This is a genomic window from Streptomyces sp. CB03234, assembly GCF_001905885.1.
GTDB lineage: Bacteria > Actinomycetota > Actinomycetes > Streptomycetales > Streptomycetaceae > Streptomyces.
In genome coordinates this window covers 1227054-1246415 of sequence record NZ_LIYH01000001.1, presented here as the reverse complement: position 1 = coordinate 1246415, position 19362 = coordinate 1227054, and the positions used below count along the sequence as shown (strand labels likewise).

The window sequence follows — 19362 nt, the reverse complement described above, 5'->3', positions numbered from 1 at the left end:
CTTGATCCAGACCTTGACATGCCCACACCCCGTCCCTACGGTCACGGGGCAGCACGCCAGTTCAGGAAGCTGCGGCACCGTCTTCCGCGCCAACAAGGCCGACCTGACCGGCGCCACGGGCCCCGACCGGTACGCGATCCATGCCCCGCACCACTCGTCCTCGTGCCGTACGACGGTGTACGCGGACAACAGCCGCACCGGTGGCCGCGGCCCGGTCACACCGGGCGTGCCGGTCACGGGGTGAACACACGACTGAGGCCCGCCCCCTTCCGGGGACGGGCCTCAGTGCTGACTACTGCTTACCGCTCAGCGGTGCAGCCGGAGCCTCAGCTCTGGCCGCCGGCCAGCTTCTCGCGAAGGGCAGCCAGGGCCTCGTCCGACGCCAGGGCGCCGGAGTTGTCGTCCGACTCCGAGGAGTACGAACCACCAGCGGCACCCGCCGGGGCACCGGCCGCAGCGGCGGCGGCGCCACCCTCGGCAGCGGCGGCCTCGTCGGCCTCGCGGGACTTGATGACCTGGGCCTGGTGCTGCTCGAAGCGCTGCTGCGCCTCGGCGTACTGGGTCTCCCACGCCTCGCGCTGGGCCTCGTAGCCCGGCAGCCAGTCGTTGGTCTCCGGGTCGAAGCCCTCGGGGTAGATGTAGTTGCCCTGGTCGTCGTACGACGCGGCCATGCCGTACAGGGTCGGGTCGAACTCGACCGAGGCCGGGTCGGCACCGAAGGACTCGTTGGCCTGCTTCAGCGAGAGGCTGATGCGACGGCGCTCGAGGTCGATGTCGATGACCTTGACGAAGATCTCGTCGTTGACCTGGACGACCTGCTCCGGGATCTCCACGTGGCGCTCGGCCAGCTCGGAGATGTGGACCAGACCCTCGATGCCCTCGTCCACGCGGACGAACGCACCGAACGGAACCAGCTTGGTGACCTTACCCGGGACGACCTGACCGATCTGGTGCGTACGGGCGAACTGCTGCCACGGGTCCTCCTGCGTCGCCTTCAGCGACAGGGAGACACGCTCGCGGTCCATGTCCACGTCGAGAACCTCGACGGTGACCTCCTGGCCGACCTCGACAACCTCGGACGGGTGGTCGATGTGCTTCCAGGACAGCTCGGAGACGTGCACCAGGCCGTCGACGCCACCCAGGTCCACGAACGCACCGAAGTTGACGATCGAGGAGACGACGCCGGAGCGGACCTGACCCTTCTGCAGGGTCGTGAGGAACGTCTGGCGCACCTCGGACTGGGTCTGCTCGAGCCAGGCGCGGCGGGACAGGACCACGTTGTTGCGGTTCTTGTCCAGCTCGATGATCTTCGCCTCGAGCTCCTTGCCCACGTAGGGCTGGAGGTCGCGGACACGGCGCATCTCGACGAGGGAGGCCGGCAGGAAGCCACGGAGGCCGATGTCGAGGATGAGACCACCCTTGACCACCTCGATGACGGTGCCGGTGACGATGCCGTCCTCTTCCTTGATCTTCTCGATGGTGCCCCAGGCACGCTCGTACTGGGCGCGCTTCTTCGAGAGGATCAGGCGGCCTTCCTTGTCCTCCTTCTGGAGAACAAGGGCCTCGATCTCGTCGCCGACCTTGACGACCTCGTTCGGGTCGACGTCGTGCTTGATCGAGAGCTCGCGGCTCGGGATGACACCTTCGGTCTTGTAACCGATGTCGAGCAGGACCTCGTCCCGGTCGACCTTCACGATGACGCCGTCGACGATGTCGCCGTCGTTGAAGTACTTGATCGTCTCGTCGATCGCGGCGAGGAAGGCTTCCTCGTTACCGATGTCGTTGACCGCAACCTGCGGGGTGGTGGCGGTGGTCTCGGTGCTGCTCGTCATGTGGGAAAGGGCTCCGGTACGGACATTGAAGTCGTAGGTACTGCTACGCCGAGAGCCCGTATCGCAGCTGAAGAAGCCGGACAGCCAAGGAAGCGCCCAACCCCGCCAGGGGAGGCGCCTCGACAACCGAGGGGACATACAACAGATGCGAGCGCGACCTGCTCCGTCTGAGGCGCGCAGGCCCGCAGCGCAACCTTTAGCATACGGGGACGGCCGGACACGGTCAATGCGCGAAGGCGCACACCCGGGGCAGAACGTCGCATACCCGGCACATTTAAAGTTTCCCAAGGCCATCGTGGCCGCGGCCACCGCCTTCGCGGAGCCGTGCGCAACCTACAACGGCGGGCGGGATGATCCAAGAGTACGAGCCTGAAGCCACTCGGCGCCACGCCGGTGACGTGGAGAGCAGCCGGGCGAGCCGTGGCTGGTGGGACCGGAACGCGGACGAGTACCAGAGCGAGCACGGGGCGTTCCTCGGGGACGACCGGTTCGTGTGGGGGCCGGAGGGACTGGACGAGGCCGACGCGGGTCTCCTGGGAGACGTCGAGGGGCGGGACGTACTGGAGATCGGCGCGGGCGCCGCCCAGTGTTCGCGCTGGCTGGCCGCGCAAGGGGCGCGTCCCGTCGCGCTGGACCTGTCCCACCGGCAGCTCCAGCACGCCCTCCGTATCGGCCGGGACGTGCCCCTGGTGGAGGCCGACGCCACGGCGCTGCCGTTCCGGGACGGCTCCTTCGACCTGGCGTGTTCGGCGTACGGGGCGGTGCCCTTCGTGGCCGATCCGGTACGGGTCTTCAAGGAGGTGCGCAGGGTGCTGCGGCCGGGCGGACGGTGGGTGTTCTCCGTGACCCATCCGATCCGGTGGGCCTTCCCCGACGAGCCGGGTCCGGAGGGCCTGTCGGTGTCCGCCTCCTACTTCGACCGCACCCCTTATGTGGAGCAGGACGAGGAGGGCGATGCCGTGTACGTGGAGCACCACCGGACCCTCGGGGACCGGGTGCGGGACGTCGTGGCGGGCGGGTTCCGGCTGGTGGACCTGGTCGAGCCGGAGTGGCCCGCCTGGAACACCCAGGAGTGGGGCGGCTGGTCCCCCTTGCGCGGAAACCTGATCCCGGGCACGGCCGTCTTCGTGTGCGAGCGCGCGTGATGCGGCTCCGGGACGAGGCCCTGGGCCTTCCCGTACGTACCGCCCTGCCCGCCCTGGAACGGGCGCTGGACGGGCACGGGGCGGCGGTGCTGTGCGCGCCGCCCGGGACCGGCAAGACGACGCTGGTGCCCTTGGCGCTGGCCGAACGCGGCGCCCGGGTGGTGGTCGCCGAGCCGCGGCGGATCGCGGCGAGGGCGGCGGCCCGGCGGATGGCGTGGCTGCTGGGCGAGCCGGTGGGTGGCCGGGTGGGCTTCACGGTGCGCGGCGAGCGGGTCGTGTCGCGCGAGACGGTCGTCGAGGTGGTGACCACGGGCGTGCTGCTCCAGCGGCTCCAGCGGGACCAGGAGCTGCCCGGCGTGGACGTGGTGATCCTCGACGAGTGCCATGAGCGGCACCTGGACGCGGACACCGCCGCGGCCTTCCTGCTGGACGTACGGGCGGCCCTGCGGCCCGAGCTGCGGCTGGTGGCCGCCTCCGCGACGACCGACGCGGAGGGCTGGGCGCGGCTGCTGGGCGGCGCGCCGGTGGTGGAGGCGGAGGGGGTGGCCCATCCGGTGGAGGTGGTGTGGGCACCCCCGGCGTCGTCCGTGCGGCCGCCGCACGGGATGAGGGTGGACCCGGCGCTGCTGGCGCATGTCGCGGCGGTGGTGCGGCGGGCGCTGGCGGAGTGCTCGGGGGACGTGCTGTGCTTCCTGCCCGGGGTGGGGGAGATCGCGCGCGTGGCGGGGCTCCTGTCGTCCGTGGACGCGGAGGTGCTCCAGGTGCACGGGCGGGCGCCGGCGGCGGTTCAGGACGCGGTGCTGGCCGGTTCCGTTTCGGGGCGCCGGGTGGTGCTGGCGACGTCGGTGGCCGAGTCGTCGCTGACGGTCCCGGGGGTGCGGGTGGTGGTCGACTCCGGGCTGGCCCGTGAGCCGCGCGTGGACCACGCGCGGGGCCTCGGGTCACTGACGACGGTACGAGCGTCCAGGGCGGCCGCCCGACAGCGTGCGGGGCGTGCCGGGCGGGAGGCACCGGGCGTGGTGTACCGGTGCTGGGCGGAGGCGGAGGACGGGCGCCTGCCGCGCTTCCCGGCGCCCGAGATCCAGGTGGCCGACCTGGCCGCGTTCGCGCTCCAGGCGGCCGCCTGGGGCGACCCGGACGCGGCGGGGCTGGCGCTGCTTGACGCGCCGCCCGCGGGTGCGATGGCCGCCGCGCGGTCGGTGCTGGCGGCGATCGGCGCCGTGGACGCGGCGGGCCGGGTGACGGACCGGGGCGCGACGATGGCCCGCCTGGGCCTGCACCCGCGGCTGGCCCGCGCGCTGCTGGACGGGGCGCCGGAGGTGGGCGCGCGGTGCGCCGCCGAGGTGGTGGCGCTGCTGAGCGAGGAGCCGCCGCGCGAGTACGGCGACGACCTGGCGGCCGCGTGGCGCACGGCGCGACGGGGCGGCGACGCCTACGGGGCGCGGTGGCGCCAGGAGGCGCGGCGCCTGGCGGCGCACCTGCAGGCGTCGGGCGCGCCCGCCGGGCGGGCGGGCGGTGCGCGGGAGTCCGCCGGGCGGGCGGAGGGCTCCGGCGCTGTGGGGAGCGCGTGGAACGACGACGCCGTCGCGGGGCTCGTCGCCGCTCTTGCCTTTCCCGAGCGGGTGGCGCGGGCCAAGGGCGAGGGGGCCTTCCTGATGGCGTCGGGGACCGGCGCCGAGCTCGGCGCGGGGTCCCGGCTGCGGGCGGCGCCCTGGCTCGCCGTCGCCGTCGCGGACCGGCCGTCGCACGCCGCCTCCGCGCGCGTGCGGCTGGCCGCCGTGGTCGACGAGGGGACCGCGCGGGCGGCGGCCCGGCATCTGCTGGTGGCGGGCGAGGAGGTGCGCTGGGAGGACGGTGACGTGGTCGCGCGGTCGGTGGAGCGGCTGGGGGCCGTCGAGACGGCCGTACGGCCGCTGCGGGACCCGGACCCCGCACGCGTACGCGACGCGCTTGTGGACGGGCTGCGGCGCGAGGGCCTGGGGCTGCTGCGCTGGTCGCGGGAGTCGGGCGGGCTGCGGCGGCGGCTGGCGTTCCTGCACCGGGTGCTGGGCGCGCCGTGGCCCGACGTCTCGGACGCCGCGCTGCTGGACCGTACGGAGGAGTGGCTGGAGCCGGAGCTGTCACGCGCCCGGCGCCGCGCGGACCTGGGCAGGATCGACGCGGGGCAGGCGCTTCAGCGGCTGCTGCCCTGGGCGACCGGCGACGCCGCCCGGCTGGAGGAGCTGGCGCCGGAGCGGATCGAGGTGCCGAGCGGGTCGCGGATCCGGGTCGAGTACGAGGGCGAGCAGCCCGTGCTGGCGGTGAAGCTGCAGGAGATGTTCGGCCTGACGGAAACGCCCTCCATAGCGGGGGTTCCGGTCCTGGTGCACCTGCTGTCGCCCGCCGGCCGGCCCGCCGCCGTCACGGCGGACCTGGCGTCCTTCTGGCGCGACGGATACCGCTCCGTCCGCGCGGAGCTGCGCGGGCGGTACCCGAAGCATCCGTGGCCGGAGGACCCGGCGGTGGCGGAGCCGACCCGCCGGACGAACGCGCGCCGCTGAGGTCCGGGCGGCGCCGTGCGCGTGCCTCCAGCCACAGGGACAGCGCCGCCAGTCCCGTACCGAGGACCAGGAAGCTCCACGGCAGGTACGACGTCATCAGCAGGACCAGGCGGCGCTGGGAGCGCACCAGGTCGACGGTGTGCTCGAGGTAGTCCTCGCGCATCTTGACGTGCCCGGCGAACGCGGTGACCTTGTCGCGGCCGCCGAGGAGGGTGCCGCCGCGCAGCTCCTCGCGGTGGATCTCCTCACCGTTGACGGGGGCGCCGGTGACGGGCTCGACCCAGAACATGCGCTTGGTGGTGTACCAGCGGGTGGTGCCGGTCTGCTGTTCCAGTTTCGTCGCGTCGACGCCCGGCAGGGGCATCTTCTTCGGGTACGGCACCTTGGTCCACGGGATGGTCTGCTCGAAGTAGTAGACCTCCAGGCCGCGGACCGTACGCGTGCCCTTGTAGTGGATGGGCGCGGAGGTACGGGTCTGGGCGTCGAAGTACTCGTAGTCCCGTTTCTCGGTGAGGAAGGGCCACTTGAACTCGATGCCCTCGCGCCGCACCGGGTCCCCGTCGACCATCTCGCCGGTGGCGTGGACGGGTGCCTGGGTGTGGGCGTCGAAGATGTAGCGCTCGGGGATCTGGGACACCATGGCGCCGTCGGGGCCGGCCACGTGGGAGAGCGCGTCCCATACGACGACGTCGCGGCCGGCGTCGCGTTCGATCCTCCGGGACTCCTCGACGTTGCCCTTGAGGGTCTGGACGATGGTGACCTTGTCGACCTGTTCGGCCCTCATCGTGTCGTACTTCAGGAGGGTGGCCGGTTTCGCCTCCAGCACCATCTCCTGGTACTGGCCGGCGGGGATCTTCGCCAGCCGGGGGAAGGCGTACCAGCGCAGTGTGGGGGCCATGGCGGCGAAGAACACGGCGAAGGAGAGGAGGACGAGGCCGGCTCTTCGGCGCATGGTGGCTGCCCCTCCTACTTCTTGGGTCCGGGAACCGTTGTCAGGAGCGGTTTGGGCGAGGTCTCGCCCTCGGGTGCCGGATCGGTCACGGCCAGAAGCAGGACCAGGAGCAGGACTGGAGCCAGGCCTATGGAGGCGGCTACAAGGGCGCGCATGGATCGGCCTCCCTATCTGATGCTCCGTCAGATGGCAGGCACCGTAGCAATCGCACCGCGAGAGGGGAACACGTAACGCCGCACATATGACACCGCCCCACCGGGCGGGTGGGGCGGTGCGTGTGGTGTGCGGTGGGCCGTCAGGCGACCGTGAGCTCGATGGTCAGGGTCGCGCCGCCGGTGGTGGTGAGGCGGAGCAGGAACGTGCCGGTCTGGCCGTCCGCGAACATCCTCGGCAGCGTGAGCAGGCCGTTGGCGTCGGTCTTCAGGCCATCGAGGGTGCGGACCGGGTTGCCCTGCTCGTCCTTGAAGTAGGGGCCCTTGTCGTTGGCGGTCGCGTCGTCCGCCGCCTCGATCATGGTGGCGGTCAGCGCGACACCGGAGGCGGCGGCGCCCTTGTACGTGGCCTTCACCTGGACCTGGCCGGCGAACTCGCCCTCGGGCGCGGCCGTGAGCGCCTTGTCGTCCGTCCTGGTCAGGGCGTCGGCCTGCCGGGCGGTGACGGTCGCGGTGTAGTCGACCGGCGCGACGGTGCGGCCCACCACGGTGGCCCGGACGGTGAACTCCCCGGTCCGCTCGCCCGCCTGGAGCACGGGGGCGGTGGCGGTGCCGTCGGCGCCCGTGAGGACGGTGACGCTCGTGGCACCGTCCGGGAAGCGCGAGTCGGTCTCACCGACGAGCGCGAACCTCACGCCGACCCTGGCCACCGGCTTGCCCGACCCGTCCAGCGCCGTGACGGCGGGACGCTCCGCGAACCGGGTGCCGGCCGTCGCGGTGAGCGGCCCGGTGCCGGCGTCCTTGATACGCGTGACGGTGGGCGTCGGCTTGGGCGTGGGGGTGGGCGTGGTCGTGGGCGGTGTGGTCGTGGGCGGTGCGGGAGTGGGCGTGGGACTCGTCGGCGGCGGCGTGGGCGTGGGCGTGACCGACGGGGGGGTCGGGGTCGGTGTCGGAGTGGGCGTCGGCGTGGGGGTGGGCGTAGGTGTGGGCGTGGGCGTCGGAGTGACGCCGTTGTCGCTGCGGTCGACCGGCAGGACGCCCGTGCCGTCCGGCACCTGGTGGCTGTTGTTCTTGTAGTACTCGAACCAGGACAGAACCGTACGAAGGTACTCCGTCGAGCGGTTGTAGCTGAGGATCGCCTTGTCCAGGTCCGCCTTGACCGCGAGGTCGCGGTTGTTCGCGCACAGGTACATGCCGGCCGCCTGTGCGGCGTCGTAGATGTTGTTCGGGTCCTTGCGGCCGTCGCCGTTGGCGTCCTGGCCCCAGCTCGCCCATGTGGAGGGGATGAACTGCATCGGGCCGACCGCGCGGTCGTGCGTCGTGTCACCGTCGTACGCGCCGTCGTCGGTGTCGGAGATGTTGGCGAATCCGACACCGTTGAGGACGGGGCCGAGGATCGGCGTGAGGGTGGTGCCGTCGGCGCTGACGCGGCCGCCGCGCGCCTGGCCGGACTCGACCTTGCCGATGGCCGCGAGGAGCTGCCAGGGGAGGTTGCAGCCGGGGTCATTGGTCTTCAGGTGCTGCTCGGCCTGCTTGTAGGCGGCGAGCACGGTCGCCGGTATGCCCGCCTCCGCGGGGCCCGTGACAGGGGGTGCGGTGGGAGCGCCGGGCTTGGTGGGGGTGTTGAGCGGCGGCAGGTCCGTGTAGTACGGGGAGTCGCCGGTCGCCGAACCCCCGGGCGAGGGCGGTGTCGCGTCGGACAGCTGCTGGTCGGCGCCACCATCGGCGGACGGTGTCACGCCCGGCGCCTGCGAGGCGGAGAGCGCCGCCACCGCCGCCGCGGCCACCGCTGTACTGGTGGCCCCCTTGCGCAGCCGACGGCCGATGTGCGCTGCCATACGTCTGGTCCCTCCCCATTGACGGCCCTTCACGCTCCCCAGCGCGATGACTCAGGCGACCCTACGTCAACTCGGCGTCCCGGGCACCGCCAGTTGACCGGTTTTCACGCTTTCGTCACCTGTGGGCTGCCCGGAATCCGGTGTGCGAACGTCGCGCATACTGGGCGGCATTGACCAGAGGTTCGCATTCGGGGGCACGACAGCCATGCCATTCACGCTCAGCCATGCCGCGGCGGTCCTGCCGGGGATACGGAGGTCCGGCACTGGACGGGGGCCTCTCGTCGCGTCGGCGCTCGTCATGGGGTCGTTCTCGCCCGATATGACGTACTTCGCGGACACCGCGATCCCGGGGGCCATGCTCTTCGGGGACGTCACGCACAGCCTGGTGGGAATCCTGACCGTCGATGTGCTGATCACCGCCGCCCTGGTGGCGGTGTGGCTGATGGTGCGTGAGCCCCTGCTCGCGCTGGTGCCGGCCGGGTGGCAGGGGCGGGTGCACACGCTGCTGCGGGGGCAGTCCTGGCGTGGGCGGCATCCGGCGGTGCTGGCGTTCCGGTTCTACGCCTCGGCTGCCATCGGGGCGGCCACGCATGTGGTGTGGGACCTGTTCACGCACGCGGACCGGTGGGGTACGAGGGTGCTGCCGGCGCTGGGGGAAGTCGTGGCCGGCTTCCCCATGTACATGTACGCGCAGTACGGCGGCTCCGCCGTGGCGCTGGTGGTGCTGGTGTGGTTCGTGGGCGGCGCACTGCGGCGGGTGCCGCCGGAGGCGGCGGGCGAGCCTCCGGCGTCGGTGCCGGTGCTGGACCGGCGCGGGCGGTGGCTGGCGGCGGGGCTGCTCGGGGCGTGCGTGGCGGCGGGGATCGTGCACCGGTGCGTGCGGTGGTACGCGTACTGGGGCCGGATCGACACACCGCTGGACATCGTCCCCACGGCGTGCTTCGGGGCGGGGGCAGGACTGGCGGCGGGGCTGCTGCTGTACGGGGCGGGGATGCGGCTGCGCGCGGCGGGCCGCCGCCCGGCGGGGTAGGTGGGCGATGGCATGTCCCCCACCCCTACGCCCTGACGGGAAAGGTTGTTGTACGGGGGCTGACGCCCCCGCACTCCCGGCGCGGCAGCTTCGCCCCGCGGCCGCGCCCGGCGCCGGGCGGGGGCCCGAACCGGGCGCGCCCGGCCAGGCGCGATGGCGGCCCCGGGTGGGGCCGCCGTCCCGGGGTGAGGCCGCCGCCCCGGCAGGTCAGTGGGCCGCGGAGTCCCAGTCCGGGCCCACGCCCACCGACACGTCCAGGGGGGCGCGGAGGTCGACCGCCGTGGACATTTCGTGGCGGACGAGCTCCTCGACCCGGTCGCGCTCGCCCGGGGCGACCTCCAGGACGATTTCGTCGTGGACCTGGAGCAGCAACCGGGTGTTCAGGTCCGCCTCCCGCAGCGCCCGGTCCACATTGAGCATCGCGACCTTCACGATGTCGGCGGCCGTGCCCTGGATCGGGGCGTTGAGCGCCATCCGCTCCGCCGCCTCGCGGCGCTGGCGGTTGTCGCTGTTGAGGTCCGGCAGGTACCGGCGCCGGCCGAGCATGGTCTCCGTGTACCCCGTCGCGCGGGCCTCGTCGACGACGCGGCGCAGGTACTCCCGCACCCCGCCGAACCGCTCGAAGTACGTGTCCATCAGGGCACGGGCCTCGCCGGCCTCGATGTTCAGCTGCTGCGAGAGGCCGAAGGCGGACAGCCCGTACGCCAGGCCGTACGACATGGCCTTGATCTTGCGGCGCATCTCGGCGTCGACGGCGGACCGCTCCACCGAGAACACCTGGGAGGCGACGGTGGTGTGCAGGTCCTCGCCGGAGGTGAACGCCTCGATCAGGCCCTCGTCCTCCGAGAGGTGGGCCATGACCCGCAGCTCGATCTGGCTGTAGTCGGCCGTCATCAGGGACTCGAAGCCCTCGCCGACGACGAAGCCATGACGGATGGCGCGGCCCTCGTCGGTGCGGACCGGCACGTTCTGGAGGTTCGGGTCCGTCGACGACAGACGGCCCGTCGCCGCGACCGTCTGGCTGAAGGTGGTGTGGATACGGCCGTCGGCGGCGATCGTCTTGATCAGACCCTCGACCGTGGAGCGCAGCCGCGCCTGCTCGCGGTGGCGCAGCATGATGACCGGCAGCTCGTGCTCGGTCTGGGCCGCCAGCCACGCCAGCGCGTCCGCGTCCGTGGTGTAACCGGTCTTGGTCTTCTTCGTCTTGGGGAGGTTCAGCTCCCCGAAGAGGACCTCCTGGAGCTGCTTGGGCGAGCCGAGGTTGAACTCGTGCCCCACGGAGGCGTGCGCCTCCTTCACGGCCTGCTGCACGGCGCCCGCGAACTGCTGCTCCATCGCCTCCAGATGGGCGCGGTCGGCGGAGATGCCGTACCGCTCCATCCGGGCGAGCACCAGGGAGGTGGGCAGTTCCACGTCGTGCAGCAGCTCGGTCGCGCCGACTTCCTTCAGCTTCTCGCCGAACGCCTCGCCCAGGTCGAGGACCGCGCGGGCCTGCGCCATCAGGGCGTCGGCCTCGGCCTGTTCGTCGGTGCCGAAGGCGAGCTGCCCGTCGGCGGCGGCGGGGGCCAGCTCGCGGTGCAGGTACTCGACGGACAGGGCGTCCAGCGCGAAGGACCGGCGGCCCGGCTTGACCAGGTAGGCGGCGAGGGCGGTGTCCATGGTGATGCCCTCGATGTGCCAGCCGTGCTCGGGGAAGACCCGCAGCGCCTCCTTGGCGCTGTGCATGATCTTCGGCCGGTCCGGGTCGGCGAGCCAGGCGGCGAAGGCCCGCTCGTCGGACTCGTCGAGCTGGGTCGTGTCGAACCAGGCCGCCTTGCCGTCGGCGGCCGCCAGCGCGACCTCGCTGACGTTGCCCACGCCGAGCGCCCAGGTGGCGACGGTCGCCACGCCGAGCGGCTGCCGGCCGTGCTGCTCCAGCCAGAAGGCCAGCTCACCCGCGCCCAGGACCGCGCCGTCCAGCTCGACGCCGGCGGCCGTGGCCGGGGCCTCTTCCTCCTCCGCGCCCGGGTCGACCGCGAGGAGCCGCTCCCGAAGGCTCGGGTTGCGGATCTCCAGGACCTCCAGGAAGCCCTTCAGCGCCGTCCTGTCGTACGGCCGGCGCTCCAGGTCCGCGACGGACTTGGGCAGCTCCACGTCACGGACCAGCTCCGTCAGGTGACGGTTGAGCTTGACGGACTCCAGGTGGTCGCGCAGCGCCTGCCCGACCTTGCCCTTGACCTCGCCGGCACGCTCGACCAGCTCCGCGAACGAACCGAACTGGTTGATCCACTTCGTGGCGGTCTTCTCACCGACACCGGGGATGCCCGGCAGGTTGTCGGACGGGTCGCCGCGCAGGGCGGCGAAGTCGGGGTACTGCGCCGGGGTCAGCCCGTACTTCTCCTGCACCTTCTCCGGGGTGAACCGGGTCAGCTCGGAGACGCCCTTGGTGGGGTACAGCACGGTGATGTGGTCGGAGACCAGCTGGAAGGAGTCGCGGTCGCCGGTGACGATCAGCACCTCGAACCCGGCCGCCTCGGCCTGGGTGGCCAGGGTGGCGATGATGTCGTCCGCCTCGAAGCCGTCCACCGCGAACCGCTCCGCGTTCATGGTGTCCAGCAGCTCGCCGATCAGCTCCACCTGACCCTTGAACTCGTCGGGCGTCTTGGACCGGTTCGCCTTGTACTCGGGGAAGTCCTCGGATCGCCAGGTCTTGCGGGACACGTCGAACGCCACGGCGAAATGCGTGGGCGACTCGTCGCGCAGCGTGTTCGCCAGCATCGACGCGAAGCCGTAGATGGCGTTGGTCGTCTGGCCGCTCGCGGTGGTGAAGTTCTCCGCGGGCAGCGCGAAGAACGCCCGGTACGCCAGGGAGTGCCCGTCCATGAGGAGCAGGCGCGGACGGTTGTCGTCGGTCTTCTTCGATGCTGTCTCAGCCACGGGGACGATCCTGCCACGGACCACTGACAATCCCGACCGAGCGGGCCTGGAGTCCGCCACTGTCAGTGCGACGTGACAGGATCGTGAGACGTACAACGAGGACGTCCGTCGGACATGACCGCTCAAGGGAGAGCGCGATGGCCAGCAAGCCGCCCGCAGGTGACCCGGTCCAGGACGCGCCGCAGGTCGCGCCCCCGCAGCACGCCGCCGCGGGACTCCCCGCGATCGGGCACACGCTCAAGATCTCCCACCAGCAGATGGGTGTGCGCCGCACCGCGCGCACGCTGCTCAAGGTCAACCAGAAGGACGGCTTCGACTGCCCCGGCTGTGCCTGGCCGGAGGGCGACAAGCGGCACATCGCGGAGTTCTGCGAGAACGGGGCGAAGGCCGTCGCCGAGGAGGCGACGCTGCGCCGCGTCACACCGGACTTCTTCGCCGCCCACCCCATCGCGGACCTGGCGACCCGCAGTGGGTACTGGCTGGGCCAGCAGGGCCGCATCACCCACCCCATGTACGCGGCCGAGGGCGCCGGCCGGTACGAGCCGGTGAGCTGGGAGCGGGCCTTCGAGATCATCGCGGAGGAGCTGACGGCGCTCGCCTCCCCCGACGAGGCCGTCTTCTACACCTCGGGCCGCACCAGCAACGAGGCCGCGTTCCTGCTCCAGCTCTTCGCCCGCGAGTTCGGCACCAACAACCTGCCGGACTGCTCCAACATGTGCCACGAGTCGTCCGGGTCGGCGCTCACCGAGACGATCGGCATCGGCAAGGGCAGCGTCTCGCTGGAGGACCTGCACCAGGCCGACCTGATCATCGTGGCCGGGCAGAACCCGGGCACCAACCATCCCCGGATGCTGTCCGCCCTGGAGAAGGCCAAGACCGCCGGCGCGAAGATCATCTCGGTGAATCCGCTGCCCGAGGCCGGCCTGGAGCGGTTCAAGAACCCGCAGACCCCCCAGGGCATGCTCAAGGGCGCCGCCCTCACCGACCTGTTCCTCCAGATCCGCATCGGCGGCGACCAGGCCCTCTTCCGGCTCCTCAACAAGCTGATCCTTCAGACCGACGGCGCGGTCGACGAGGACTTCGTACGGGAGCACACCCACGGGTACGAGGAGTTCACGGCCGCCGCCGAGGCCGCCGACTGGGACGAGACCCTCGCCGCCACCGGCCTGGAGCGCGCCGAGATCGAACGCGCGCTACGCATGGTGCTCGCCTCGAAGCGCACCATCGTCTGCTGGGCCATGGGTCTCACCCAGCACAAGCACTCCGTGCCGACCATCCGCGAAGTGGTCAACTTCCTGCTGCTGCGCGGCAACATCGGCCGCCCCGGTGCCGGAGTGTGCCCGGTGCGCGGCCACTCCAATGTGCAGGGCGACCGCACGATGGGCATCTTCGAGCGCCCCTCCGCCGCCTTCCTGGACGCCCTCGACAAGGAATTCGGGATCACCTCCCCCCGCCACCACGGCTTCGACGTGGTCCGCGCCATCCAGGCGCTGCGCGACGGGAAGGCGAAGGTCTTCTTCGCCATGGGCGGCAACTTCGTCGGCGCGACGCCCGACACCGAGGTCACCGAGGCCGCCATGCGGCGCGCCCGGCTCACCGTGCACGTGTCGACCAAGCTGAACCGGTCGCACGCGGTCACCGGCACGCGCGCGTTGATCCTGCCCACGCTCGGCCGCACCGACAAGGACGTACAGAAAAGCGGCAAGCAGTTCGTGACCGTCGAGGACTCGATGGGCCTCGTCCACGCCTCGCGCGGGAACCTCCCGCCCGCGAGCCCGCACCTGCTGTCCGAGCCGGCGATCGTGGCCCGCATGGCGCGGGCGGTGCTGGGCGAGGCGTCGGCCACGCCGTGGGAGGACTTCGAGAAGGACTACGCCACGATCCGCGACCGCATCGCACGCGTGGTGCCCGGCTTCCAGGACTTCAACGCCAGGCTCGCGGCCGACCCCGCCGGCTTCGCCCTGCCGCACGCCCCGCGCGACGAGCGCCGCTTCCTCACTAGGACCGGCAAGGCGAACTTCACGGCCGCGCCCGTCGAGTACCCCACGGTCCCCGAGGGCCGCCTGCTGCTGCAGACGCTGCGCTCGCACGACCAGTACAACACCACCATCTACGGCCTGGACGACCGCTACCGGGGCATCAAGGGCGGCCGCCGCGTCGTCCTGGTCCACCCCGACGACGCCCGTGAGCACGGGCTGGCCGACGGGGCCTACGTCGACCTCGTCAGCGAGTGGACGGACGGCACCGAGCGCCGCGCGGCCGGCTTCCGCGTCGTGCACTACCCCACCGCGCGCGGCTGCGCCGCCGCGTACTACCCCGAGACCAACGTCCTGGTGCCGCTGGATGCGACCGCCGACATCAGCAACACCCCCGCCAGCAAGTCCGTCATCGTGCGTCTGGAACAATCACCCTCCGCCTGAGCGTTCGCTTAGGCAGCACGGCAGACCAGGGACATGACCGTACGACGATCGGAGCCGGCCCCCATGGGCGAGCAGACACACGTGAAGTTCCCTCAGGAGGTCATCGACGAGTACGCCTCGCTCGGTGTCGACCTGCCCGCCCTCTTCTCCGCCGGGCACCTCGGCAGCCGCATGGGCGTACAGATCGTCGAGGCGTCCGCGGACCGCGTCGTGGGCACCATGCCGGTCGAGGGCAACACCCAGCCGTACGGGCTGCTGCACGGCGGAGCCTCCGCCGTCCTGGCCGAGACGCTCGGCTCGGTCGGCTCGATGCTCCACGGCGGCGTGTCCAAGATCGCCGTGGGGGTCGATCTGAACTGCACGCACCACCGAGGCGTGCGCAACGGGCTGGTGACCGGCGTGGCCACCCCCGTCCACCGCGGCCGCTCCACCGCGACGTACGAGATCGTCATCACCGACGAGCAGAACAAGCGGGTCTGCACGGCCCGGCTGACCTGCCTGCTGCGCGACGCCTCCCCCAAGGACGCGGAGAACATCCCCGGGGCGACCACCGCCGGCCCCACGGGCTGACCGGCAGGGCCTGCGGGCGTCCGGCCATGCGCGGGTCACGCTCGTGAAGCCGGCGTCCCCGGTACGGTGCCGGCCCGGTGGGCGCGGCCCGTGCCGCCGGGGCGCACACGGCCGCCCGCACGCCTTCTCGCCACGGGCTCCGGCCCGCCGGAGCCCGGCCCGCCGGAGCCCGCCCTCCAAAGCCCGGCCGCCGTAGCCCGGCCTCCAGAGCCCCGCCCTCCACAGCCCCGCCGCCGGGACACCCGCACCGCCACCTCGGCGTCCCGCTGACCCGCGCGCCCCCTGGAAACGCCCGCCGGACACCTCCGCCTCCCCGCAATACCCCCGCCGGAAGACCGGCCCATCCGGGACACCGGCCTCCTTCCAGCGATCGGCCGCCCCGGGAATGGAGCCGTACGCCCCCTCGAGAAGACGGCCCGGCCTCGACCTCCCCGAGCCGCGGAATCCGCATCCGTACGGTGTCACCCCTGCCGTCTCCGTCGCTGTCCGTTGCCGTCCCGGACGTCCACCCGCTGGTGGGCGGCGTCCGCGCGGGAGAAGCCGGCTGGATCGGCTCGCCCCTCGATCCGCAGCGCCGGGCCCTCGCCGCCGTCCCGTACGGAGGGCACGGGCGCGGCCGCCACCAGTGCGGCGGCGAGGACGGCCGGGGCGGACCCGCGAGGGATACGGGGCATGCGGTTCGCGTGGGGTCCGGCCATCGCGCCTGCCGCCGAGGGCCGGTGGACGCGGCCGTCACACGGGAGGCACGCACACATTCCACCTCCGGCGCACGGGCGACACCAAACCTCCCAACCCTCCACCGCTCACTCACAGTTGAGGAGACAGGGTTCGCGCACGGACCCCAGCGGCGCCGCTGCCGACGCCCCCATGAGCCCGATGCGGGCCTCACCGGGCCCCGCGCCACGCGGGGCGTCCACCCGGGCCCCGGCAAGCGCGCCGCCCACCGGGCGCACCGCCGGCCACACACCGGCCCTCACACCAACTGCCGCTTCTCATAAGGCACTTCACCTACCGGACTCCGCGTCGCGCTCACCGGACGCCCAGCGCCGGAAGCCCCCGCCGGATGCACAGAACGGGACTTCACGTACAAGGCCTCCGACAAGGGACGGGAGCAGTGCCTCCTCCCACCCTCCCGCCGGTCGTCACAGCCGTTCGCCAGGCACTTCACCGCAACCGGCCCGGCCGCCGCCGACCGACACCGCGACACCCGGCGCACGCACCGCCCCGAAGGCCCCCGGCATCCCCGCGGAGCCCTCACGGGAGCCCGATCCACCGACCGCCCGTCGTAACACTGCGTAACAACCGAGCAATGCGGCCGACCACCCCTCCGGAGCGGTCCCGGCACCGCATGAGCCCCCGGCACCCCCTCATCCGGCCGCCCGCCACGACCCCCGCCGTAAGTACCAAGATCGGTCCAAGCCCCTTAGCGGAACTGGGCGTTCTCGCCATGTGAGAAAGAACCCCCGCCCGCGACAACCCGTGTAGCCACCACCGATCGGCGACGTTTGGCCACGGCATAACAAGAGAGTCACATCCTGTCTCTGCCGCTCCCGGACCCGCCCCAGCTGCGCTTAGAGTCACCGCCAGTCACCGCGCCGCCGGGCGCGTCACTGCACGGCCCCTGCATCACCACATGTACGGCCCGGCGCTCGCAACGGCTCCTCGAGCGAGGAGACCGCGCCAGGGAAAGGACCCCTTCGTGCGACAGCGATCGTTGTTCATACTCACCGCAGTGCTCACCACTGGAGCACTGACTCTCACAGCCTGTGGGTCGCGCGACGACAAGGGTGGCGGCGACAGCAGCAACGGCAAGAAGACCACCGTCGTCATCGGCTTCGACGCGCCCCTGACCGGTGACCTCTCCGCCCTCGGCCTCGGCATGAAGAACTCCGCCGACCTCGCCATCAAGACGGCCAACAAGGACAACACCGTCCCCGGCGTCGAATTCAAACTCGAAGCCCTCGACGACCAGGCCCAGCCGTCCGTCGGCCAGCAGAACGCCAGCAAGCTCATCAGCAACAAGGACGTCCTCGGCGTCGTCGGCCCGCTGAACTCCAGCGTCTCGCAGTCCATGCAGAAGCCGTTCAACGACGCCAGCCTCGTCCAGATCTCCCCCGCCAACACCGGCACCGAGCTGACCCAGGGCGACGGCTGGAAGGCCGGCGACAAGAAGCGCCCGTTCAAGACCTACTTCCGCACCGCCACGACCGACCAGGTCCAGGGCGCCTTCGCGGCCAAGTACCTCTTCAACACCGCGAAGATCAAGCAGGTCTACCTGATCGACGACCAGAAGACCTACGGCGCCGGCCTCGCCGCCTCCTTCAAGGAGACCTACACCAAGCTCGGCGGCAAGATCGTCGGCAGCGACCACATCAACCCCGACGACCGCGACTTCAACGCCGTCGTCGCCAAGGTCAAGAACTCCGGCGCCAAGGCCCTCTACTACGGCGGTGAGTACCCCGCCGCCGCGCCGCTCAGCCAGCAGCTCAAGGACAGCGGCACCAACATCCCGCTCATGGGCGGCGACGGCATCTACAGCGGCGAGTTCCCCAAGCTCAACAAGAAGGCCCAGGGCGACCTCGCCACCTCCGTCGGCAAGCCCGTCGAGCAGCTGGACTCCGCCAAGAAGTTCATCGCCGACTACAAGACGGCCGGCTACAAGGACGCCTACGAGGCCTACGGCGGCAGCACCTACGACGCCACCTGGTCCATCATCGAGGCCGTCAAGATCGCGGTGGCCGACAACGGCGGCAAGCTCCCCGACGACGCCCGCGCCAAGGTCCTCGAGGCCATGAACAAGGTCAAGTTCGACGGCGTCACCGGCCCCGTCTCCTACGACGAGTACGGCGACACCACCAACACCATGATGACCGCCTACCAGGTCGACAAGGGCGCCTGGGTCCCCAAGCTGAGCGAGGCCTACAAGCCGTAACCGGCCCCTCCCGCCTCACGCATTGACCCCAGGCCGCGCGGGAGCGCCACCAGCGCTCCCGCGCGGCGCCTTATCCGAACCACTTCACGGAGGCCCTGCGGTGCACGAACTGCCGCAACAGCTGGCCAATGGACTCATCCTCGGCGCGATGTACGGACTCATCGCTGTCGGCTACACGATGGTCTACGGCATCGTCCAGCTCATCAACTTCGCCCACGGCGAAATCTTCATGGTCGGCGGCTTCGGCGCCCTGACCGTCTTCCTCGTCCTGCCGTCCGGGTTCTCCCTCGGCCTCGCCATCCCCCTCATGATCATCGGTGGCGTCCTCGTCTCCGTCGCCGTCGCGACGGCAGCCGAACGATTCGCCTACCGCCCCCTGCGCAGCGCACCACGACTGGCCCCGCTCATCACGGCGATCGGCCTGTCCATCGCCCTCCAGCAGGCCGTCTGGATGCTCTACCCCGACGCCAAGAAGGACCGCTCCTTCCCCCAGTTCGACGGCGCGCCCTTCGACGTCTTCGGCGCCACCATCCAGCGCGGCGACATCTTCGTCCTCGTCGCCGCCCCGCTGTGCATGCTCGCCCTCGGCCTCTTCGTCACCAAGACCCGCTCCGGCCGGGGCATGCAGGCCACCGCGCAGGACCCGGACACCGCGAAACTGATGGGCATCAACACCGACCGCATCATCGTCATGGCCTTCGCCATCGGCGCCGCGTTCGCCGCCATCGCCGCCGTCGCCTACGGCCTCAAGAACGGCCAGGTCGGCTTCCGCATGGGCTTCCTCATGGGCCTCAAGGCCTTCACCGCCGCCGTCCTCGGCGGCATCGGCAACATCTACGGCGCCATGCTCGGCGGCGTCGTCCTCGGCATCGCCGAATCCCTCGCCACCGGATACGTCGGAGAAATCCCCGGCATGGAACTCTTCGGCGGCGGCGGCTGGAAGGACGTATGGGCCTTCAGCCTGCTGATCCTCGTCCTCCTCATCCGTCCCCAGGGCCTGCTGGGCGAACGCGTCGCGGACAGGGCGTGAACACC

At 71.5% G+C, this 19362-nt stretch carries 13 protein-coding genes and 1 pseudogene; 8 read left to right on the top strand and 6 right to left on the bottom strand.

Annotated elements, in window-relative coordinates:
- The first annotated feature begins 13 nt into the window (after positions 1 to 13).
- On the top strand, positions 14 to 244 hold the full coding sequence (locus tag AMK26_RS05585) for a hypothetical protein (RefSeq protein WP_073752474.1): 231 nt from the start codon (positions 14 to 16) through the stop codon (positions 242 to 244).
- 82 nt (positions 245 to 326) lie between these two features.
- Here the strand turns inward: AMK26_RS05585 and rpsA are convergent, their stop codons facing one another.
- Positions 327 to 1832, bottom strand: coding sequence for a 30S ribosomal protein S1 (gene rpsA, locus AMK26_RS05580; protein ID WP_073752472.1), 1506 nt, complete (start codon positions 1830 to 1832; stop codon positions 327 to 329).
- A gap of 350 nt (positions 1833 to 2182) precedes the next feature.
- Between rpsA and AMK26_RS05575 the strand changes: the two genes are divergently transcribed.
- Together AMK26_RS05575 and hrpB are read left to right on the top strand one after the other, a co-directional pair.
- Positions 2183 to 2977 carry a class I SAM-dependent methyltransferase gene (locus AMK26_RS05575; RefSeq protein WP_073752470.1) on the top strand — a complete coding sequence of 265 codons (795 nt, stop codon included), beginning with the start codon at positions 2183 to 2185 and terminating at the stop codon, positions 2975 to 2977.
- Complete coding sequence (gene hrpB / locus AMK26_RS05570) at positions 2977 to 5517, top strand: ATP-dependent helicase HrpB (protein ID WP_073753072.1); 2541 nt, start codon at positions 2977 to 2979, stop codon at positions 5515 to 5517. The genes AMK26_RS05575 and hrpB overlap by 1 nt, the downstream gene beginning before the upstream one ends.
- A gap of 10 nt (positions 5518 to 5527) precedes the next feature.
- On the opposite strand, the pseudogene AMK26_RS05565 reads toward hrpB, so the two are convergent.
- From AMK26_RS05565 to AMK26_RS05560, 3 genes and pseudogenes are all read right to left on the bottom strand, one after another.
- A pseudogene (locus AMK26_RS05565) lies at positions 5528 to 6469 on the bottom strand (DUF3068 domain-containing protein); the annotation flags it as partial.
- 14 nt (positions 6470 to 6483) lie between these two features.
- Positions 6484 to 6624, bottom strand: a complete 141-nt coding sequence (locus AMK26_RS36065; protein WP_107418108.1) for an SPW_0924 family protein — start codon at positions 6622 to 6624, stop codon at positions 6484 to 6486.
- 140 nt (positions 6625 to 6764) lie between these two features.
- A complete protein-coding gene (locus tag AMK26_RS05560) occupies positions 6765 to 8459 on the bottom strand; it encodes a lytic transglycosylase domain-containing protein (protein ID WP_073752468.1) in 1695 nt (564 codons plus the stop codon).
- Between the two features lie 205 nt (positions 8460 to 8664).
- On the opposite strand from AMK26_RS05560, the gene AMK26_RS05555 reads away from it, so the two are divergent.
- Positions 8665 to 9489: a DUF4184 family protein gene (locus AMK26_RS05555; protein WP_073753070.1), complete on the top strand. Its 825-nt coding sequence runs from the start codon at positions 8665 to 8667 to the stop codon at positions 9487 to 9489.
- A 207-nt stretch (positions 9490 to 9696) separates the two neighbouring features.
- Here the strand turns inward: AMK26_RS05555 and polA are convergent, their stop codons facing one another.
- The gene (polA, locus tag AMK26_RS05550) at positions 9697 to 12351 is read right to left on the bottom strand and encodes a DNA polymerase I (RefSeq protein ID WP_073753068.1); all 2655 of its coding nucleotides are present in this window, start codon (positions 12349 to 12351) and stop codon (positions 9697 to 9699) included.
- Positions 12352 to 12542: 191 nt separating this feature from the next.
- On the opposite strand from polA, the gene AMK26_RS05545 reads away from it, so the two are divergent.
- Positions 12543 to 14825 (top strand): FdhF/YdeP family oxidoreductase, encoded by a 2283-nt coding sequence (locus tag AMK26_RS05545; protein ID WP_073752467.1) that lies wholly within the window; start codon positions 12543 to 12545, stop codon positions 14823 to 14825.
- Positions 14826 to 14888: 63 nt separating this feature from the next.
- A complete protein-coding gene (locus AMK26_RS05540; protein ID WP_073752465.1) occupies positions 14889 to 15395 on the top strand; it encodes a PaaI family thioesterase in 507 nt (168 codons plus the stop codon).
- Positions 15396 to 15856: 461 nt separating this feature from the next.
- Here the strand turns inward: AMK26_RS05540 and AMK26_RS05535 are convergent, their stop codons facing one another.
- Complete coding sequence (locus tag AMK26_RS05535) at positions 15857 to 16069, bottom strand: hypothetical protein (RefSeq protein ID WP_073752463.1); 213 nt, start codon at positions 16067 to 16069, stop codon at positions 15857 to 15859.
- Positions 16070 to 17109: 1040 nt separating this feature from the next.
- Here AMK26_RS05535 and AMK26_RS05530 point away from each other — a divergent pair.
- Together AMK26_RS05530 and AMK26_RS05525 are read left to right on the top strand one after the other, a co-directional pair.
- Entirely contained in the window at positions 17110 to 18327 is a 1218-nt protein-coding gene (locus AMK26_RS05530; protein WP_073752461.1) for a branched-chain amino acid ABC transporter substrate-binding protein, read from the top strand.
- Between the two features lie 100 nt (positions 18328 to 18427).
- Positions 18428 to 19357, top strand: coding sequence for a branched-chain amino acid ABC transporter permease (locus tag AMK26_RS05525; protein ID WP_073752460.1), 930 nt, complete (start codon positions 18428 to 18430; stop codon positions 19355 to 19357).
- Positions 19358 to 19362: the final 5 nt, after the last annotated feature.

What these genes read in the sequence shown, in the direction of transcription:
- AMK26_RS05540 (WP_073752465.1), top strand. Translation starts at nt 14,889, where the DNA reads ATGGGCGAGCAGACACACGTGAAGTTCCCTCAGGAGGTCATCGACGAG.
- AMK26_RS36065 (WP_107418108.1), bottom strand. Translation starts at nt 6,624, where the DNA reads ATGCGCGCCCTTGTAGCCGCCTCCATAGGCCTGGCTCCAGTCCTGCTC.
- rpsA (WP_073752472.1), bottom strand. Translation starts at nt 1,832, where the DNA reads ATGACGAGCAGCACCGAGACCACCGCCACCACCCCGCAGGTTGCGGTC.
- hrpB (WP_073753072.1), top strand. Translation starts at nt 2,977, where the DNA reads ATGCGGCTCCGGGACGAGGCCCTGGGCCTTCCCGTACGTACCGCCCTG.
- AMK26_RS05560 (WP_073752468.1), bottom strand. Translation starts at nt 8,459, where the DNA reads ATGGCAGCGCACATCGGCCGTCGGCTGCGCAAGGGGGCCACCAGTACA.
- AMK26_RS05545 (WP_073752467.1), top strand. Translation starts at nt 12,543, where the DNA reads ATGGCCAGCAAGCCGCCCGCAGGTGACCCGGTCCAGGACGCGCCGCAG.
- AMK26_RS05535 (WP_073752463.1), bottom strand. Translation starts at nt 16,069, where the DNA reads ATGCCCCGTATCCCTCGCGGGTCCGCCCCGGCCGTCCTCGCCGCCGCA.
- polA (WP_073753068.1), bottom strand. Translation starts at nt 12,351, where the DNA reads ATGGACGGGCACTCCCTGGCGTACCGGGCGTTCTTCGCGCTGCCCGCG.
- AMK26_RS05555 (WP_073753070.1), top strand. Translation starts at nt 8,665, where the DNA reads ATGCCATTCACGCTCAGCCATGCCGCGGCGGTCCTGCCGGGGATACGG.
- AMK26_RS05575 (WP_073752470.1), top strand. Translation starts at nt 2,183, where the DNA reads ATGATCCAAGAGTACGAGCCTGAAGCCACTCGGCGCCACGCCGGTGAC.